This window comes from Pseudoalteromonas sp. THAF3 (assembly GCF_009363775.1).
GTDB lineage: Bacteria > Pseudomonadota > Gammaproteobacteria > Enterobacterales > Alteromonadaceae > Pseudoalteromonas > Pseudoalteromonas ruthenica.
Genome location: NZ_CP045418.1, coordinates 1,854,931 through 1,871,460, shown reverse-complemented (window position 1 = coordinate 1,871,460; position 16,530 = coordinate 1,854,931). Strand labels below are relative to the sequence as shown.

At 47.6% G+C, this 16,530-nt stretch carries 12 protein-coding genes; 9 read left to right on the top strand and 3 right to left on the bottom strand.

Annotated elements, in window-relative coordinates:
* Positions 1 to 444 precede the first annotated feature (444 nt).
* Genes FIU82_RS08560 through rluB form a run of 5 tightly spaced genes read left to right on the top strand, consistent with a single transcriptional unit; the run spans position 445 to position 4,251 of the window.
* Positions 445 to 1,278 carry a PHP domain-containing protein gene (locus FIU82_RS08560; protein WP_152440857.1) on the top strand — a complete coding sequence of 278 codons (834 nt, stop codon included), beginning with the start codon at positions 445 to 447 and terminating at the stop codon, positions 1,276 to 1,278.
* 25 nt (positions 1,279 to 1,303) lie between these two features.
* Positions 1,304 to 1,924, top strand: coding sequence for an L-threonylcarbamoyladenylate synthase (locus tag FIU82_RS08555; RefSeq protein ID WP_152440856.1), 621 nt, complete (start codon positions 1,304 to 1,306; stop codon positions 1,922 to 1,924).
* Positions 1,924 to 2,742, top strand: a complete 819-nt coding sequence (locus FIU82_RS08550) for a ScpA family protein (RefSeq protein ID WP_022943562.1) — start codon at positions 1,924 to 1,926, stop codon at positions 2,740 to 2,742. The genes FIU82_RS08555 and FIU82_RS08550 overlap by 1 nt, the downstream gene beginning before the upstream one ends.
* 58 nt (positions 2,743 to 2,800) lie before the next feature.
* Positions 2,801 to 3,391, top strand: a complete 591-nt coding sequence (gene scpB / locus FIU82_RS08545) for an SMC-Scp complex subunit ScpB (RefSeq protein ID WP_022943561.1) — start codon at positions 2,801 to 2,803, stop codon at positions 3,389 to 3,391.
* On the top strand, positions 3,388 to 4,251 hold the full coding sequence (gene rluB / locus FIU82_RS08540) for a 23S rRNA pseudouridine(2605) synthase RluB (protein ID WP_138507858.1): 864 nt from the start codon (positions 3,388 to 3,390) through the stop codon (positions 4,249 to 4,251). Before scpB ends, rluB begins: the two co-directional genes overlap by 4 nt.
* Positions 4,252 to 4,309: 58 nt before the next feature.
* On the opposite strand, the gene FIU82_RS08535 is transcribed toward rluB, so the two are convergent.
* Positions 4,310 to 5,059 carry a YciK family oxidoreductase gene (locus tag FIU82_RS08535; RefSeq protein WP_152440855.1) on the bottom strand — a complete coding sequence of 250 codons (750 nt, stop codon included), beginning with the start codon at positions 5,057 to 5,059 and terminating at the stop codon, positions 4,310 to 4,312.
* 198 nt (positions 5,060 to 5,257) lie between these two features.
* Between FIU82_RS08535 and FIU82_RS08530 the strand changes: the two genes are divergently transcribed.
* Positions 5,258 to 7,663, top strand: coding sequence for a VolA/Pla-1 family phospholipase (locus FIU82_RS08530; RefSeq protein ID WP_152440854.1), 2,406 nt, complete (start codon positions 5,258 to 5,260; stop codon positions 7,661 to 7,663).
* Between the two features lie 100 nt (positions 7,664 to 7,763).
* Positions 7,764 to 8,780, top strand: a complete 1,017-nt coding sequence (gene sohB / locus FIU82_RS08525; RefSeq protein ID WP_152440853.1) for a protease SohB — start codon at positions 7,764 to 7,766, stop codon at positions 8,778 to 8,780.
* A gap of 54 nt (positions 8,781 to 8,834) precedes the next feature.
* On the opposite strand, the gene FIU82_RS08520 is transcribed toward sohB, so the two are convergent.
* A complete protein-coding gene (locus tag FIU82_RS08520) occupies positions 8,835 to 10,169 on the bottom strand; it encodes a dicarboxylate/amino acid:cation symporter (RefSeq protein WP_152440852.1) in 1,335 nt (444 codons plus the stop codon).
* Positions 10,170 to 10,334: 165 nt separating this feature from the next.
* Here FIU82_RS08520 and FIU82_RS08515 point away from each other — a divergent pair, with 165 nt between their 5' ends.
* Both FIU82_RS08515 and topA read left to right on the top strand, forming a co-directional pair.
* The gene (locus FIU82_RS08515; RefSeq protein ID WP_152440851.1) at positions 10,335 to 13,226 is read left to right on the top strand and encodes an Ig-like domain-containing protein; all 2,892 of its coding nucleotides are present in this window, start codon (positions 10,335 to 10,337) and stop codon (positions 13,224 to 13,226) included.
* Positions 13,227 to 13,492: 266 nt separating this feature from the next.
* The gene (gene topA / locus FIU82_RS08510; RefSeq protein ID WP_152440850.1) at positions 13,493 to 16,138 is read left to right on the top strand and encodes a type I DNA topoisomerase; all 2,646 of its coding nucleotides are present in this window, start codon (positions 13,493 to 13,495) and stop codon (positions 16,136 to 16,138) included.
* A gap of 77 nt (positions 16,139 to 16,215) precedes the next feature.
* Here the strand turns inward: topA and FIU82_RS08505 are convergent, their stop codons facing one another.
* Positions 16,216 to 16,452, bottom strand: a complete 237-nt coding sequence (locus FIU82_RS08505) for a hypothetical protein (RefSeq protein WP_022945095.1) — start codon at positions 16,450 to 16,452, stop codon at positions 16,216 to 16,218.
* Between the last annotated feature and the right edge of the window lie 78 nt (positions 16,453 to 16,530).

The following is a 16,530-nucleotide window of genomic DNA, read 5'->3' as shown; positions in this document are numbered from 1 at the left end:
TATTGCTGCTAGCAATGATGATGGCCTAAAAACAAAAAACCCGCATACTTCGAAAAGCTGCGGGTTGCAATTATGCTCAGCCGTAACAAGGCCCACCCGCTATCTCGAGTGCCACCACCAAATTACTGTTACGAACTGCGTTAAAATCATGTTACTTACCTTAGTGTAGATACAAAAAAACCCGCTTGCTGCGGGTTTTGTTAATCAGGCAGTACTCACTGCGCACGACTAATTCCACCCGCGATTACGAGTGCCACCACCATGTCATATGTGTGTTGTTAGCCTGTGACTGCATGAGCTTGATAATCCTAATTAATTGATGGCTGTTAGTTAAACCTAGCTGAGCATCAGTGTCAACCATTTTATAAATAAAAAGTTATTGCCGCGCTGCGGGGTGAAAAATGATAAGCTAATGGCATTATTGATAGCTGTTAAGAGGGCTGTGTGCTTAAGTACGATTTACATTGCCACAGTAATTTTTCCGACGGGACCTTAAGTGTTGATGAGCTGGTATCGAGAGCCGCCGACAAGGGAGTTGATGTGCTCGCGCTCACCGATCACGATACCATTGCCGGTATCGCTCCAGCGCGCGCCGCGATAGCTGCGCAGGCGCTCGACCTAGAATTGGTTGCCGGAGTCGAAATATCCACGCGCTGGCACAGCTTTGAAATTCATATTGTTGGCTTGCAGGTTGACACCCAGGCTCTGGAACTGACAGCGTTATTGGCTGAACAACAGCAAAAGCGCAGTGAACGAGCGATAAAAATAGGCGAACGTCTGCAAAAGGCAGGGTTTGAAAACACCTATGAACAAGCCTGTGAGCTGGCCGCTGAGGCGCAAGTAACGCGTGCCCATTTTGCCCGGGTGTTAATGGCGCAAGGCGCAGCGAAGACCTTTCAAGGCATCTTCAAAAAATACCTCAGTCGCGGCAACACCGGGTATGTGCCAAGTACATGGTGTGACATGCACACCGCCATTAAGGCCATCGCCGCAGCAGGCGGGCAGAGTGTGCTCGCGCATCCGGCTCGATACAAAATGTCGAATAAGTGGCTGCGTAAGTTAGTAAACGAATTCGCCACGCTCGGTGGCGATGCAATGGAAGTGGCCCAAACCCAACAAGCGCCCTGTGAAAGGCAGTTTTTAGGGCAGCTAGCGCGTGAGCATGGACTGCTGTGCTCGCAAGGTTCTGATTTCCATTTTCCTTTACCTTACATAGAATTAGGAAAGAACCTATACTTACCTAAAGACTGTGAAGGCGTATGGCAGCGTTGGCAGTAGTCGTTATCACAAAGCAAGGATAAACATGAGTCAATTTTTTCACATTCACCCGCAAAATCCGCAGCCACGGCTGATCCAACAAGCGGTGGATATTGTGCGCAAAGGCGGCGTAATGGTCTATCCCACCGATTCTGGGTATGCCATAGGGTGCCAACTAGGGGAAAAGGCCGCGCAAGAGCGGATCACCCGAATTCGGGGTATCGAAAAGCACCATAATTTTACTTTGATGTGTCGCGATTTATCAGAGCTTGCGACCTATGCGCGCGTTGATAACCAGATGTTTCGGTTGATCAAGAATAATACGCCAGGCCCTTATACCTTTATTTTCAAAGGCACTAAGGAAGTACCACGACGAGTATTAAACGATAAAAAGAAAACCATTGGTATTCGCGTCACCGATCATCCTATTAGTAAGGCGTTGCTTGAAGAGCTTGGCGCACCCTTAATGTCGTGTTCATTGATTTTGCCAGGCGCTGAATTCACCGAGTCTGACCCCGATGAAATTCGTGATCGTTTAGAGAAGCACGTCGATGTGATCATCCATGGTGGTTTTTTGAGTGAACAGGCCACTACTGTGGTGGACTTGTCCGATGACGCAGTGGAGATTTTGCGTGTCGGCTGTGGTGATCCCAGTCCCTTTGAATAATGACCCAAGATACTTTGGTAGAGCAGCAAAAGCTGCCGCTGGCGTTTATTCGCGGCGAGGCCGTGGTTGAAAAGCCAGAAGATTTATATATTCCACCGGATGCCCTAGAAGTCGTACTCGAGACTTTTGAAGGGCCTTTGGACTTGCTGCTTTATCTTATCAAAAAGCACAAACTCGATGTTCTTGAGCTGTCTATTTTTAGCATCACCGAGCAATATATGCGCTATGTGGAAATGATGCGTGAGTTTCAATTGGAGCTCGCCGGTGAGTATTTGGTGATGGCGGCGCTATTGGCGCAGATAAAATCACGTTTATTGTTACCTGTGCATGAAGAACTCGGTGAGGAAGAGGAAGACCCTCGCGCCGAGCTGGTCAGACGGTTGCAAGAATATGAGCAATTTAAAAAGGCGGCGGAGCAGCTCGATGAATTGCCGCGCATGGAGCGCGATATTTTTACCGCTCACGCGTTAGTTGAAGAAGCGGCTATGCCTGAGCCTTTATTTCCTGAAGTAGCGCTAGAAGAATTAATGCTGGCACTCAGTGATGTCATGGCCCGAGCCAAAACCTTTGAGCATCATCATATCACTCCTGAGCAGCTATCGACCCGGGCACGCATGAGCGCTATTTTAGCGCAATTACAAAACCACTCCGGTTATATTGATTTTGCCTTGCTATTTACCCCACAAGAAGGGCGCGCCGGTGTGGTGGTGACCTTTATAGCCATATTAGAGCTCACCAAAGAAGGGCTTATTCACTGCCAACAAGCTAATAGCGAAAGTGCCATACATGTGCGTTTAAAAGAGCATGCTGCAGCGTGATTTGCATTGCCTTATGGTGTAGCTCTGCCATAATAGCGCCCGCGATGGAGGTCTGAGCATGAGCACGCGACGCATTAGTGACGAGCAGCTTATAGAGTTGCTAGAGGCGGCAATTTTCGTTGCCCCTAAACCGCTGACAAAAAAACAACTCAAAGAAACTGTACTCAGTGATATTAATGTGTCTTCTAAGCGCGTTAATGAAGCTTTAGAGGCCATCAGCGCGCATTATCAAACCCGAGGGATCCGCTTAGTGCACGTTGGCTCAGGCTATCGCTTTCAAGCGTGCAGTAGCTTAAGCCCTTGGCTCAGCAAGCTATTCCAAGAACGGGCACCGAAATATTCAAGGGCGTTAATGGAAACCCTGTCACTGATAGCCTATCGTCAACCTATAACCCGAGGCGAAATAGAGCAAGTGCGAGGTGTGACTGTTGCTAGCAATATTATGAAAACATTGCAGGAGCGCGGTTGGGTGAAGGTGATTGGCCATAAGGAAGTCCCTGGTCGCCCCGCGTTATATGCGACGACGAATGAATTTTTAGATTATTTTTCGCTATCTGGCTTAGAGCAATTACCGCCGCTCCCTGAGCAGCAACAAAGCCAGATAGACAAGTTATTACACGATCCTTCTGTGAGAGAACCATCTGAATGAGTGAAAAGTTACAAAAAGTCCTAGCCAGAGCCGGCGTCGGCTCCCGTCGCGAGATGGAAAAGTACATCGAGGCCAACCGCGTGAGCGTTGATGGCAAAGTGGCGCGCTTAGGCGATCGCGTTGAGCCTAATCAAACCATTCGTGTTGATGGCCACATTGTCAAAGTTGAAGAGCCACAAGAGCGAGTGTGTCGGGTATTAATGTACCACAAACCTGAAGGTGAGCTGTGCACCCGTAAAGACCCTGAAGGGCGTCGTACGGTATTTGACAGACTACCGCGAATTGAAGGCGACCGCTGGATTGCTATTGGTCGTTTAGATATTAACACCTCAGGGTTGCTGCTATTTACTAACGATGGAGAGCTCGCCAATAGGGTGATGCACCCGAGCTACGAAATTGAGCGTGAATATTCGGTGCGCGTATTTGGTGATGTAAGCAAAGAAGCAGTTCGCAACCTCACCAAAGGCGTGGAGCTCGATGATGGGCCGGCACGTTTTCATAGTGTTAAGCCTATGGGCGGTGAGGGCATCAATAAATGGTTTAACGTTACATTGAGCGAGGGGCGTAACCGTGAGGTACGTCGTATGTGGCAATCCCAAGGGGTGGAAGTATCGCGCCTGATCCGCGTACGTTATGGCGAGCTGGAGCTCAATAAGCGCTTACCACAAGGTGGCTGGGAAGAACTTGAACTCAGTAAAGTGAATTACCTGCGTAAGACCGTTAAGTTAAAGCCTGAAACACAAACTAAGTTATCGGTTGACCCTATCAAGCGAAAAGACAAACGCGCTAAAGTGAACCGCATTAGAAAGGCTGTTAAAAAGCATAATCAGCGCGTGCAACAACAAAAGAAGCGCCGTTAATTCAGATACAAAAAACGCCGCAATCAACGCGGCGTTTTTTACATCTATGATGTGCTAATTATTTCTTTTTAATTTGCGCATCCAACGACTGACCATTAACTTCACTAGAGTCATCACTCATTAAATAAAGGTACGTGGGCATCAAGTCTTCAGGCGTTGCTAGCTTGTCTTTGTCTTCTCCCGGGTAAGCACTGGCACGCATACTCGTGCGGGTCGCGCCTGGGTTAATACAATTGATGCGAATATTGGTTTTATCGACTTCTTTCGACCACGTCTGCATCATGCCTTCGGTGGCAAATTTAGAAATAGCATAAGCCCCCCAAAATTCGCGGCCTTCGCGGCCAACACCCGACGACGTAAACACAACCGATGCATTGTTTGATTTCTTTAACACAGGAAACAACGCTTTGGTCAGCATTGCTTGCGCAGTGACATTGACCTTCATGATGTTCTCGAAAGTGGATGTACAGAAATGTTCCATTGGGCCTAATGCACCTAGGATACCAGCATTGTTTAATAAGCCATCGAGCTTACCAAATTGCTGATCAATAGTGGCGGCCAGGTCACGGTAATTTTGCTGCGTGGCGCCTTTTAAATCTAATGGAACAATCGCTGGTTGTGGGCCACCTGCAGCGACGATTTCATCGTAAACTGCTTCGAGCTTTTTAGTTGTTTTACCTAATAAAATTACTGTAGCACCGTATTTGGCATAGGTTAACGCGGCAACCCGACCGATGCCGTCGCCAGCCCCAGTAATTAATATGACTTTTTCATCTAATGCATTTGCACTTGCTTGGTAGTTTTGCATAAGCTGCACCTAGAGCATGATCTTTTTAAGAATTTTACCATACTCAAATAACAAGTAATCGATTTAATTACAAAATTAAGTGGCGAAAGGCATAGGTTTACGTTAAGTTAAACTGGTCTAATGTGTCATTAACATTTTGCTATCTTTAATACACACATAATAAGCAGATAACAATAAAAAAGGTTTGGAGCCAACAACATGAAAAAATTGCTACTTCCTCTCGCTGTAGCGTCTGCGCTCGCTGGCTGTGGTGGCGGAGAAACGCTCGAAGACGTTAAAAATGAAACACCTACGGTTGTTCCGCAATCCACAGTGGTGTTTGACCCCGGTGCCGGGGAAATCTCCGTACCCAATGATCTGCTTTTAAGCGGCACCACCGATGGCACCTTGAATATTCCTGGTGAAGGCGATGATTACACTAACCCCCAACTGGCGCTCGGTGCGTTAGATGGGTGGTCGACGCAAATGCCGTATGCCATTGATTTCGATTTTTCCCCTGGTGTAAGCCTTGATGCAACATCGGCTGCAACACCGGGTAATGTGCGTATTTTTGAAGTTGTGATGGGCGCCGACCAAAGCTCACAAACCTGCGCCCAAGTACCGGCAGGCATCGCCTGTGAATATGTTAAAGAGCTTAACTTTGGCGTTGACTTTATCACCCAAGCCAGTGGTAATTCCGTGGCCGTGGTGCCACTTAAGCCATTTACTCAAGGGCGCTCGTACATTACGGTATTGACCAACGGCCTGACCGACTCAGCCGGTAACGCCATTGCCCCGTCATCGACCTATGCAAGCGTTAGCAGTGAAGACCCACTTGTTACTGAGCAGCAACTGAGTTTGCAAGCGGTGATCAATAGTTACGAAGACGTTATTGTCGGCGGCAGTGACCTAAGCAAAGACGACATTGTTTACTCAGCAGCGATGACCATGCAAAGCGCAGGTGAAGTGCTCGGCACGATTAAAAGCTTGCTTGCTGCGTCGCTCACTCAAGATAGCCTACCAAAGCCTGAGATGATGATCCCACAACAGCCTGCGCTCACAGTAGGGCAGGTTTTTGCGGCTCAAGGCATGCAAGACATTAATCCTGCATTTAACGCTGTGAGCTATGAAAAAGGCAGCATTGTTCTTCCTTACTACTTAAAAAGCCCACAAGGCAAAGAGCTCAGTGATTTAAACAACACCTACTGGCAAGCAAACTGCGACAGCGCTGTAACCGTGCTTGGTTATAAAGAGCAGGCTGGCGAAGCATTCCCTGAGCAACCAGTGAGTGAAAATGATGCGATATGTGCCACTCTCAGCGGCGGTCAATTGCGTGATTTGAGCTTGGATGACAAACGTCACCTCACGAAATACAACACCATTCCGAAAGTGCAGAGCTATCGCAATATACCTGTACAGGTTACAAAACCGGCAGATTTAATGACCTTAAACGCTATCCGCAGTCAGCTTGGGCTTGATGCCATGAGCATGCCTGCTGCTGGCTGGCCAGTTGTTATCATGCAACATGGGATTACCAGTCGCAAAGAGGATATGCTGGCGTTGACCGCGGCGCTAAGTATTCAAGGTTTTGCCACCGTTGCTATTGACCACCCGGCTCACGGTGAGCGTGGAATCGATGTCGACAATGATGGCACTGACGATTTTAATGCGACCACAGGCTCTGTGCTTGCGTATATGAATTTGAATTCATTGCTGGTCGCGCGTGATAACTTACGCCAATCAGCTGCGGATTTACTGGGTTTGCGCCTAGGCCTTAATTTTGCCAACGACCCTATGCTCAACACGATGGATGTGGGCTTCGTCGGTCACTCCTTAGGTGCGGTTGTGGCCCCGGCTTTCTTATCTATGACGAATGCGGAGCTTGACCCTCAGGTTGATCCATTGTTTAAAGTGAACACGGTGGCACTTGGCAGTGGTGGTGGCGGCATCGCCAATTTCTTACTTGCATCAGATTCATTTGGGCCATTTATCCAAGGTTCAGTCTTAGCTGGTGCAGGAACCGATGAGTCAGCAGCGTTTGGCGCATTCCTACAAGAAGGCGCAGTCTCTAGCTGTGCACAATTTATTGATAACCAAGAGGCGTACGTTGGCTGTGGTTATCAAGCGTTTTTAGCGCAGTTAACAGCTCAAGGTGACACTGCCAGCTTGGCTAATATTCAAGGGTTGTTAACGCAGTTTACCTACGCTGCACAAACATTGCTTGATGCCGGTGACCCAACCAACTACGCAATGCGTGTAAACGCACAGCAAACCCCAGTTTATACCAGCGTGGTTGTGGGTGATGGCATGGAAAACAAGCCGGATACGGTGATCCCGCCTATGGTTGAGAGCAACCCCATTGCCGGCACTATTCCACTTGCAATGATGATGGGCGCTGACAATGCAGCACAAACGCAGTTAGCAGATAGCCCACAAAGCTACCTAGTACGCTTTAGTAAAGGCCACCATGGTACCCTTTTGACGCCAGCTGCGAACCCGCAAGCAGGAGCAAGTGCAGCAGATAGCGCTGCAGCGAATGCTGAAATGCAACAGCAAGTAGCGACCTATCTGAAATCCAAAGGTACGATATTGCCTATCACTAATGAAGATGTGATAGCCCAGTAAGCACACTGGTTTCGACTATCAGCCGCGCAATTGCGCGGCTTTTTTGTGGCTAATGGCTGTGCTACATTGCCGTGCATCAACAATGAAAGAGGGACTCTAGGTGGAGTATATTTATGAATACGGGTTATTTTTTGCAAAAACCCTGACTTTTTTAGTGGCAATCGTCATTATCATCGCAATGATTGCAGGAGCGGCAAATAAACCTAAAAGTAAAGAAGGATCACTTCAGGTTGACGATCTCTCAGCAAAGTTAAAACAGTTGAAAGATGATTTTTTAGCAAACACCCTAGATAAAAAAGCCTTAAAAGCGCTGAAGAAAGAACAGAAAAAGGCAGCTAAAAGTGACAGCGGTGAAACACAGCAAGGGCGCCTATACGTGATTGATTTTGTTGGCTCCATGGATGCTCATGAAGTTGAGAGCCTACGTGAGGAAGTCACGGCGATTTTAACATTGGCCGATAAGCAAAAAGATAAGGTATTAGTGCGCTTGGAAAGCGGCGGAGGCGTTGTCCATGGGTATGGCTTAGCAGCGTCGCAACTGGCCCGTTTGAAAGCGGCACAGATACCACTGACCATCGCCATTGATAAAGTCGCCGCCAGTGGTGGATATATGATGGCATGTGTTGGCGATGAAATCATTGCTGCGCCTTTTGCTATTGTTGGCTCTATTGGTGTGGTTGCGCAAATACCAAACTTTAACAAGGTGCTGAAAAAGAACGATATTGATCTAGAGCTCATTACCGCAGGGCAGTATAAGCGGACCCTCACTTTGTTTGGTGAAAACACTGATGAAGGGCGAGAAAAGTTCCGCCAAGAAATTGAGCAAACGCATCAATTGTTCAAACACTTTGTCAGCGAGCATCGCCCTGAATTAGACTTAGGCACCGTCGCTACCGGGGAGCACTGGTTTGCGATTGATGCCAAAGAAAAAGGCTTAGTGGATAGAATCACGACCAGTGATGATGAATTACTGGCACTGAGTAAAGAGCGACAAGCTTACAAAGTGAGCTATAAGAAAAAACAAGGCTTGGCGGATAAAGTCGCGCATAGCCTAAGCCTCGCGGTGGAAAAAGCAGGTTTAAAGATATGGTCTAAGGGTCAGCGCCTGAGACCTTAATTTAGATATAAAAAAACCTCGCTACAACGGCGAGGTTTTTTTATACAAGTGAAGTTAGCTTCTTGCTTTGGGCTTATATTCTTCCAGTTCTTTAGCCGACTCGAGATCGTTAAAGACAGTCTCATCAAGCTGCCCTTCAGATTTGGCAACAACACAGGTAACCATACAATCACCGGTCACATTAACCGCAGTACGCGTCATATCTAACAATCTATCGACGCCGATAATAATCGCGATACCTTCGACGGGTAGCCCCACCTGATTCAGTACCATCGCCAGCATAATCAAGCCCACTCCTGGCACTCCAGCGGTTCCAACGGATGCCAATGTGGCGGTAAGAATAACCATTAGGTAATCTGAAATACTTAAATCGACACCAAACACTTGAGCGATAAACACGGTTGCACAGCCTTGCATAATGGCGGTGCCATCCATATTAATGGTGGCTCCCAGTGGCACAGTGAATGAGGCTACGGAGTTACTGGCACCGAGCTTTTTAGTCGCGGTCTCAAGTGTAATAGGCATGGTTGCACTGGAGCTTGAGGTGCTAAACGCAAACAAACAAGTGTGCTTCATCTGCGATAAAAAGGTGACAGGACTTAAGCCAGTCAGCACTTTTAATAGGATAGAGTAGTTAATTAACCCATGGATCAGCAGCGCTGCGACCACCACACCGAAATACTTCATCAGGCTCCAAATAAGCCCCAGCTCAATGGTCGTAAACAGTTTTGCCATCAAACAAAAGACCCCGTAAGGGGCAATGTTCATAAGTAAGGTAACCAGTTTAAGAATGACGTTATTGAGGTCCTCAAAAACGGCGCTTAGGCGCTGGCCCGCTTCGCCACTGAGGGCCATAGCAATACCGAATAGTAGCGCAAAAACAATGACCTGCAACATGTTACCACTGGCCATAGCATCAATAGGGTTGGTGGGGAACATATTGATGATGACCTGAGCCAGCGTCGGCGCTTCTTTCGCATCAAAGGTTGCATCATTTGGCAAGGTGACGCCATCGCCTGGGCTTACTAACAGCGCTAAGGTAATGGCGACGGTGATGGCAATGGCGGTGGTACCCACATACATGGCGATAGACTTACCACCTAAACGACCTAAGGTTTTCGGGTCACTGAGGCTACAAGTACCACAAACGAGGGACACAAATACCAGTGGCACCACCAACATTTTTAAGCTGGCAATGAAGATTTGCCCGCCAATATTGAATAAACCGTCAACAAAAAAGCCTTTAACAGGAAAGGCAAACAAGCCTAAATCAAGTAATAATTCGTCTTCACCGGCCAAAATCAACTTGAACAAAAAGCCGACAACAACACCTAGCGCCATACCAATCATAATACGCGTGGTGAGAGACATTGAACCTTTTTCAGACATAGGTATGATTCATCTTCGTTATTGTAATTCGCTATAGCCTATCAGCGAAAATCACTCAATGCAGCGAAAAACGACAACTTTTTTCAAAAAAGGAATGCGTAATTCACTCATCCTGGGTTAATATTAAGTAAATAATTTAAACAATAAAACGTTAGGGAGAAGTCAATGCGTTTTGTGCGATTGCTCAGTGCCTCTTTACTGAGTTTACTTCTAGTCGCCTGCGGTGGCGGCGGTAGTTTAGAAGAAGGTGGTGACACGGGGGGAGATGGTAGTTCTTCTGGTAGTTATTCCATTACCGTAACCGTGGTGGACAGTGAAGGCAATGCAATATCTGCCGAAAATCCTATTTCTAATGATAACCCGGCGCAAGCAGTAGCAACGCTCAGCGCAACTTCAGGCTCGGTGTCCGGTAAGGCCATTGAGTTTAGCCTGCAGCAAGTAAGTGGCAATACCCTAGGTGAGCTAAAACCTGCTTCTGCACAAACGAACGCAGATGGTGTCGCACAGGTCACTATTGGCCCAGGTCAAGTGAAAGGCGCGGGTCGTGTAACCGCAACTTACATTCCGGCTGCGGGAGACCAAGTGACAGCGCAAGCGGATTTTACCACCCAAGGTGATGACGTTGTTATTACCGAGGAAACCGCCGATGTTGACGTGTTACTACTCACTGGTTGTAACGCTGGTTGGGATGATGACCGTGATAACGTCATGCTTGACCCCCGTGACCCAAATACTGGTTGTAATATCGTCAATAGCATTTCTTCTAATGAAGTGGGCGAGATTTACGTTGAAGTAACCAGCATTCAAAGTGGCGACGGCGTGGGCTCGGCAATCGTTAATGCCCAGACCTCAGTGGGTACGGTATTGCCATCATCTGGTACTGCATTAACCGACTCGTTTGGCCGCGCTTTATTGCGTTTACAGCCAGGCAACCAAGGTGGTGCAGGCACGATCTCGGTTGAAGCCTTGGGCGTCACTGACACCACTAATTTTGCAGTAGGTGTGGTAGATTTAGAGCTGACTGTTGATAACGGCTTGGCAACGGATGACAACAATAATGTTATTCCACTTAAAGCCGGTGGCAGTACGGTTATCGAAGTGCAACTTCGCGATGATGAAGGCAACCTATTCCAAACTCCGACCGATGTTGAATTTAGCTCCACTTGTGCCGCCAGTGGCCAATCGACCCTGGATGATAAAGTAAAATCGCGTGCCGGTATTGCTACAGCAACCTATCGCGCAAACGGCTGTAACATTGAAGATAATGTCACTGTAACAGTAGAAACTGGCGGTAAAAACTACACCGCGACAACTATTATTCCGGTTGAAGCGTCGCCTGTGCAATCTATTCAATTTATGGATGTAAGCGAAGCGTTTATCGCACTTCCTCCGGGTGAAGGCGGTGTTCCTACACAATCTGTGGTGCGCTTTAAACTTCTTGATGAAGATGGCAACCCAGTGGCTCAAGACCGCATCGATTTTCGTTTGACGGACGGTACCGGTGAAGCGACACTGACTCAGGCAACGGGTAATACCGATAATAACGGTGTGGTGCAAACCACAGTGACCTCTGGTGTGGTCCCAGGTGCCCTAGTTGTAAAAGCTTGCTATGTGCCAAAAGCCGATGTGGCCGCCTTGCCTGAAGGTGATGATTTGACCTGTTGGGTTGATGAGTATCAAGCCTGCCAAGCAGCCGATGCACCCAGCTCTTGCCCTGAAGGTGAACTTCGACTTATTCCGCTAAGTGAGCAGATCAGCTCAGTATCGAGCTTGCTTACTTTAAGCTCAGGCGTGACCGATCAGAACAGCTTTGATTTAAGCACCGATGTTATAAATTCCAACTCGCTTTATTACAACGGAGTTACTTCAAATCTAACGGTATTTTTTGGCGACCAGTTCAACCAGCTAAGTGGTGATGGTGTTGAAGCAACCGTATTAACCGAAGCCGGTGTTACGGGGGTTATTGATGGCACGCAGTTTAACCCCACCTTTAAGTGTCAAACCACCGATGCGGCCTGTACCATTCAATGGCGCAGCCAAGGCGATAGACCGTTTTGGGATTACAAATGGGGTAACCGTATTGGTGATATCGATGGCGACTCATCTACCACCGAGGGCGTTAACCCAAAAACGGGTGTGCAAAACTGCGATCCTTGGTTTGGCGTTGCTGCACCTTGTATTAATGGTATGGTACGCGCTAAAAACGACCCTAATGGTATTGTAATGGGCGGGCGCGTTACCGTGATGGCGGTAGCCAAAGGCCAAGAAAACTTTGTTGATGAAGAGTCAAGCGGTGGTGTGACCCGCCGTAACGGCCTGTTCGATATTGGTGAGTACTATCAAGAGTATGACTTAACCGAAGCATTTATCGACCATAACGAAAACGGCGCCTTCGATAAAGCCAACTGCGATCCAGCACCTGGGCCTACTGACCCTTGTTCAGAGCTAATCTCACGAGGCGGTCATAACGAAACATGGCGTGATCTTGATAACGATGGCATCTTTGATGAAGCAGATGGCAAATACAACGGCTTACTGTGCTCACAAGAAGCTGAAGCGGCCGGTGAGTGTACTCGTGAGTTAATTGAAGTGCGCAGCAGCGTAGAGCTGGTGATGTCTGGTGATGAGCCTTATGTTCGCTTTGCGATTGACTCAAACAGTTGTACAACCGATGCGCAGCGCGTGCTTGAGTCAACTAATGTCGCTGGTAAATGTGACATTGAACTCGTCAATGTAAGTACTGAAGCGGGCGGAGGCTTGGCATCACAAGCTATCGACATCTATTACAGTGATGAATTTGGTAATCCACTGCCAGCAGGAACGGAAGTGGAAATATCTACTTCAAATGGTTCTCTAGATATTCTAGAAAACAGTGCGGTAATCGGTAATACCAACAGAGACACACCTATTCGTTCACGCGTACTTATCTCTCGCGAGTCTGAAGGTAACCAAAAAACAGCAGGTAGTTTAACAATTACCTTCACTATTCCATCAGGGTTTGATGATGGTGATGCCAAGGTTGTATCTGCATCCATGACTGTTGTTGATGATCAGTAGCAAATTGCTTGATTAAACAAAATGCCAACCGCTCGGTTGGCATTTTTGTTTTTATTCCTATATATTGCCCGGCGTTAGCCTGTGCACCGGTGATTAATCACCATAACGGACAAAATCACAGCAACAGCTGGTCAAAAAATCGCTGATTAGATAAAAGTTTAGCGTCAAAGCTTGTAACAATAGGTGTTTGTAGATATACCTATATTTATTCGTGCCCACGAACAAGGGCAATCATTATAAAAAGAGATAGGTCAACTTAGGCTATTATGGGCAAATCGCTAGTCATTGTAGAGTCTCCTGCAAAAGCAAAAACAATTAATAAATACCTAGGCAAGGACTATGTTGTTAAGTCCAGCGTAGGTCACGTACGCGACCTTCCCACCTCTGGGTCAGGTAAGGCGAAGGCGCCTGCGGCAAAATCCCCCGCCGAAGTGCGCAAAATGGCCCCTGAGGAAAAAGCCGCCTATAAAAAGAAGCGTGACTATCAAAACCTAGTTGCACGCATGGGTATTGACCCAGAAAAAGGCTGGGAGCCTCACTATGAGGTGCTACCCGGCAAAGAAAAAGTTGTTCAAGAATTAAAAAAACTCGCCGAAACGGCAGATGAAATTTATCTCGCAACGGATTTGGATAGAGAAGGGGAAGCCATTGCATGGCACCTTGAAGAGATTATCGGCGGTGATAAGTCGAAGTACAAACGGGTGGTTTTTAACGAAATCACCAAAAATGCCATTCAGCAGGCCTTTTCTACCCCGGGCGAGCTGAATACCGATATGGTACAGGCTCAGCAAGCGCGACGCTTCCTAGACCGTGTTGTTGGCTTTATGGTCTCGCCTTTGTTGTGGCAAAAAGTGGCGCGCGGGTTATCTGCTGGGCGCGTGCAGTCTGTTGCCGTTCGTCTTCTTGTGGAACGCGAGCGCGAAATCAAGGCCTTTATCCCGCAAGAGTTTTGGGATATTCATGCCGATGTACAAGCCAAAGCCGATGCGTTACGTCTTCTGGTGACCAAAGAGCAAGGTAAAGCCTTTAAACCGGTTAATAAAGATCAGGCAGACTCTGCTGTGGCGCAGCTGCAATCGGCTCAGTACCAAGTTACCGACGTTGAAGAAAAACCGAGTAAAAGCCGCCCAAGTGCGCCTTTTATCACCTCCACCATGCAACAAGCGGCCAGTACGCGCTTAGGGTATGGCGTTAAAAAGACCATGATGCTAGCGCAGCGTCTTTACGAAGCCGGTTATATTACCTATATGCGTACTGACTCGACTAACTTGTCACAAGACGCTATCGCCATGTGTCGCGGCTATGTGGCCGATAATTTTGGCGACAATTACCTGCCGGAAAAAGCTAATATTTACAGCGCAAAAGGCAACGCACAAGAAGCGCACGAAGCAATCCGGCCGTCAGATGTAAACGTTCTTTCAGGGCATGTTGAGGGTGTTGATGCTGACGCGAAGAAACTGTATGAGCTTATTTGGCGTCAATTTGTTGCCTGCCAAATGGTGCCAGCGCAATACGATTTAACCACAGTGACGGTTACAGCGGGTGAGTTTGAGCTTAAAGCCAAAGGCCGCGTATTGCGTTTTGATGGTTGGACCCGAGTACAACCTGCCGTGCGCAAGAAAAGCGATGAAGAGCAAGCGCTGCCAGCATTGAGTGTCGGTGATAAATTAAGCTTAGATAAGCTGGACCCACAACAGCACTTTACCAAGCCGCCAGCGCGATACAGTGAAGCAAGCTTGGTTAAAGAGCTTGAGAAGCGCGGTATCGGTCGACCCTCAACCTATGCTTCGATCATCGGCACTATTCAGGACAGAGGCTATGTGCGGGTGGAAAACCGTCGTTTCTTCGCTGAAAAAATGGGTGAAATCGTCACCGATCGCCTTGTTGAGAACTTTACCGAGCTGTTGAACTACGACTTTACCGCCAAAATGGAAGAGCGCCTGGATGATATTGCCGAGGGCGAACGCCAGTGGACTCAAGTGCTGGATAACTTTTATGCCGACTTCTCGGAAAAGTTAGCCATTGCCAGTGGCGATGAGGCGCAAGGCGGAATGCGTCAAAACCAAATGGTCGAGACTGACATTGATTGTCCTAGCTGTGGCAGAAAAATGGGGATCCGCACAGCATCAACCGGTGTGTTCTTAGGTTGTACTGGGTATAACTTGCCACCTAAAGAGCGCTGCACCACCACCATGAACCTTACGCCAGGTGAGGAAGCGGTCAATGCTGATGAAGTTGAAGATGTTGAAACATCAACACTGATGCAAATGAAGCGTTGCCCTAAATGTGGAACTGCCATGGATTCATATTTAATTGATGAAACGCGCAAATTGCATGTCTGTGGTAATAACCCCGCGTGCAGTGGCTACCTCATTGAACAAGGGCAGTTTAAGCTCAAGGGCTATGATGGTCCGATTATTGAGTGCGATAAGTGTGGCGCAGATATGGAGCTGAAAAACGGTCGTTTCGGTAAGTATTTTGGCTGTACCAATGAAGACTGTAAAAACACCCGTAAACTGCTCAAAAATGGCGAGCCGGCACCACCTAAAGAGGACCCGGTGCACTTGCCAGAGCTTGAATGCGAGAAATCGGATGCCTATTTCGTGCTGCGTGATGGCGCTGCCGGTATATTCTTGGCTGCCTCTACTTTTCCTAAGTCACGGGAGACTCGAGCGCCTAAGGTTTCTGAATTAAAGCGTTTTCGCGAGCGTATATCACCTAAATTTTACTATTTAGCCGATGCGCCAGAGACTGACTCTGATGGTAACCCAGCGGTAGTACGTTTTAGCCGTAAGACCAAGTCGCAGTATGTAATGACTGAAGTCGATGGTAAAGCGACCGGCTGGAAGGCAACCTACGAAAATGGCAAATGGGTTGAAGAAGAGAAAAAGAAAGCGAAAAAGAAAAAGTAACCCGCAGAAAAAAGAAAAAGCCGCTCACAATGATTGAGCGGCTTTTTTACTCCCCTAGGCCCATATTAGGCAAGTGGCTATTTGATATTCACTTGTTGTACGTGCTGGTAACCATTGTCACTGAGCTCATCATTGACACAGTCGAGCACATACTGATACTGGCTTTGCGCATCAATGTCATCTTCCGTGGCCCAGTCTAGGCACATCTGCGTGTGCTCCTTGATTATCTCCTCGGGGGCGACTGGTAGGTCATCGCTGGCAAAAGCACTTTGTAAGCCAATAGCAAACAGCGCACTTAAAACAAGGTATTTCATTGCATAGTTCCTCTTTGGAAAGTGCTTTATTTTTAGCGTAATCCCCGGTTTTTAGAAAGTGAGTTATTTTTATCGTCA

Excerpts from the sequence above, each read along its gene's own strand:
- FIU82_RS08555 (WP_152440856.1), top strand. The coding sequence starts at position 1,304 with ATGAGTCAATTTTTTCACATTCACCCGCAAAATCCGCAGCCACGGCTG.
- FIU82_RS08550 (WP_022943562.1), top strand. The coding sequence starts at position 1,924 with ATGACCCAAGATACTTTGGTAGAGCAGCAAAAGCTGCCGCTGGCGTTT.
- scpB (WP_022943561.1), top strand. The coding sequence starts at position 2,801 with ATGAGCACGCGACGCATTAGTGACGAGCAGCTTATAGAGTTGCTAGAG.
- rluB (WP_138507858.1), top strand. The coding sequence starts at position 3,388 with ATGAGTGAAAAGTTACAAAAAGTCCTAGCCAGAGCCGGCGTCGGCTCC.
- FIU82_RS08535 (WP_152440855.1), bottom strand. The coding sequence starts at position 5,059 with ATGCAAAACTACCAAGCAAGTGCAAATGCATTAGATGAAAAAGTCATA.
- FIU82_RS08530 (WP_152440854.1), top strand. The coding sequence starts at position 5,258 with ATGAAAAAATTGCTACTTCCTCTCGCTGTAGCGTCTGCGCTCGCTGGC.
- FIU82_RS08520 (WP_152440852.1), bottom strand. The coding sequence starts at position 10,169 with ATGTCTGAAAAAGGTTCAATGTCTCTCACCACGCGTATTATGATTGGT.
- FIU82_RS08515 (WP_152440851.1), top strand. The coding sequence starts at position 10,335 with ATGCGTTTTGTGCGATTGCTCAGTGCCTCTTTACTGAGTTTACTTCTA.
- topA (WP_152440850.1), top strand. The coding sequence starts at position 13,493 with ATGGGCAAATCGCTAGTCATTGTAGAGTCTCCTGCAAAAGCAAAAACA.
- FIU82_RS08505 (WP_022945095.1), bottom strand. The coding sequence starts at position 16,452 with ATGAAATACCTTGTTTTAAGTGCGCTGTTTGCTATTGGCTTACAAAGT.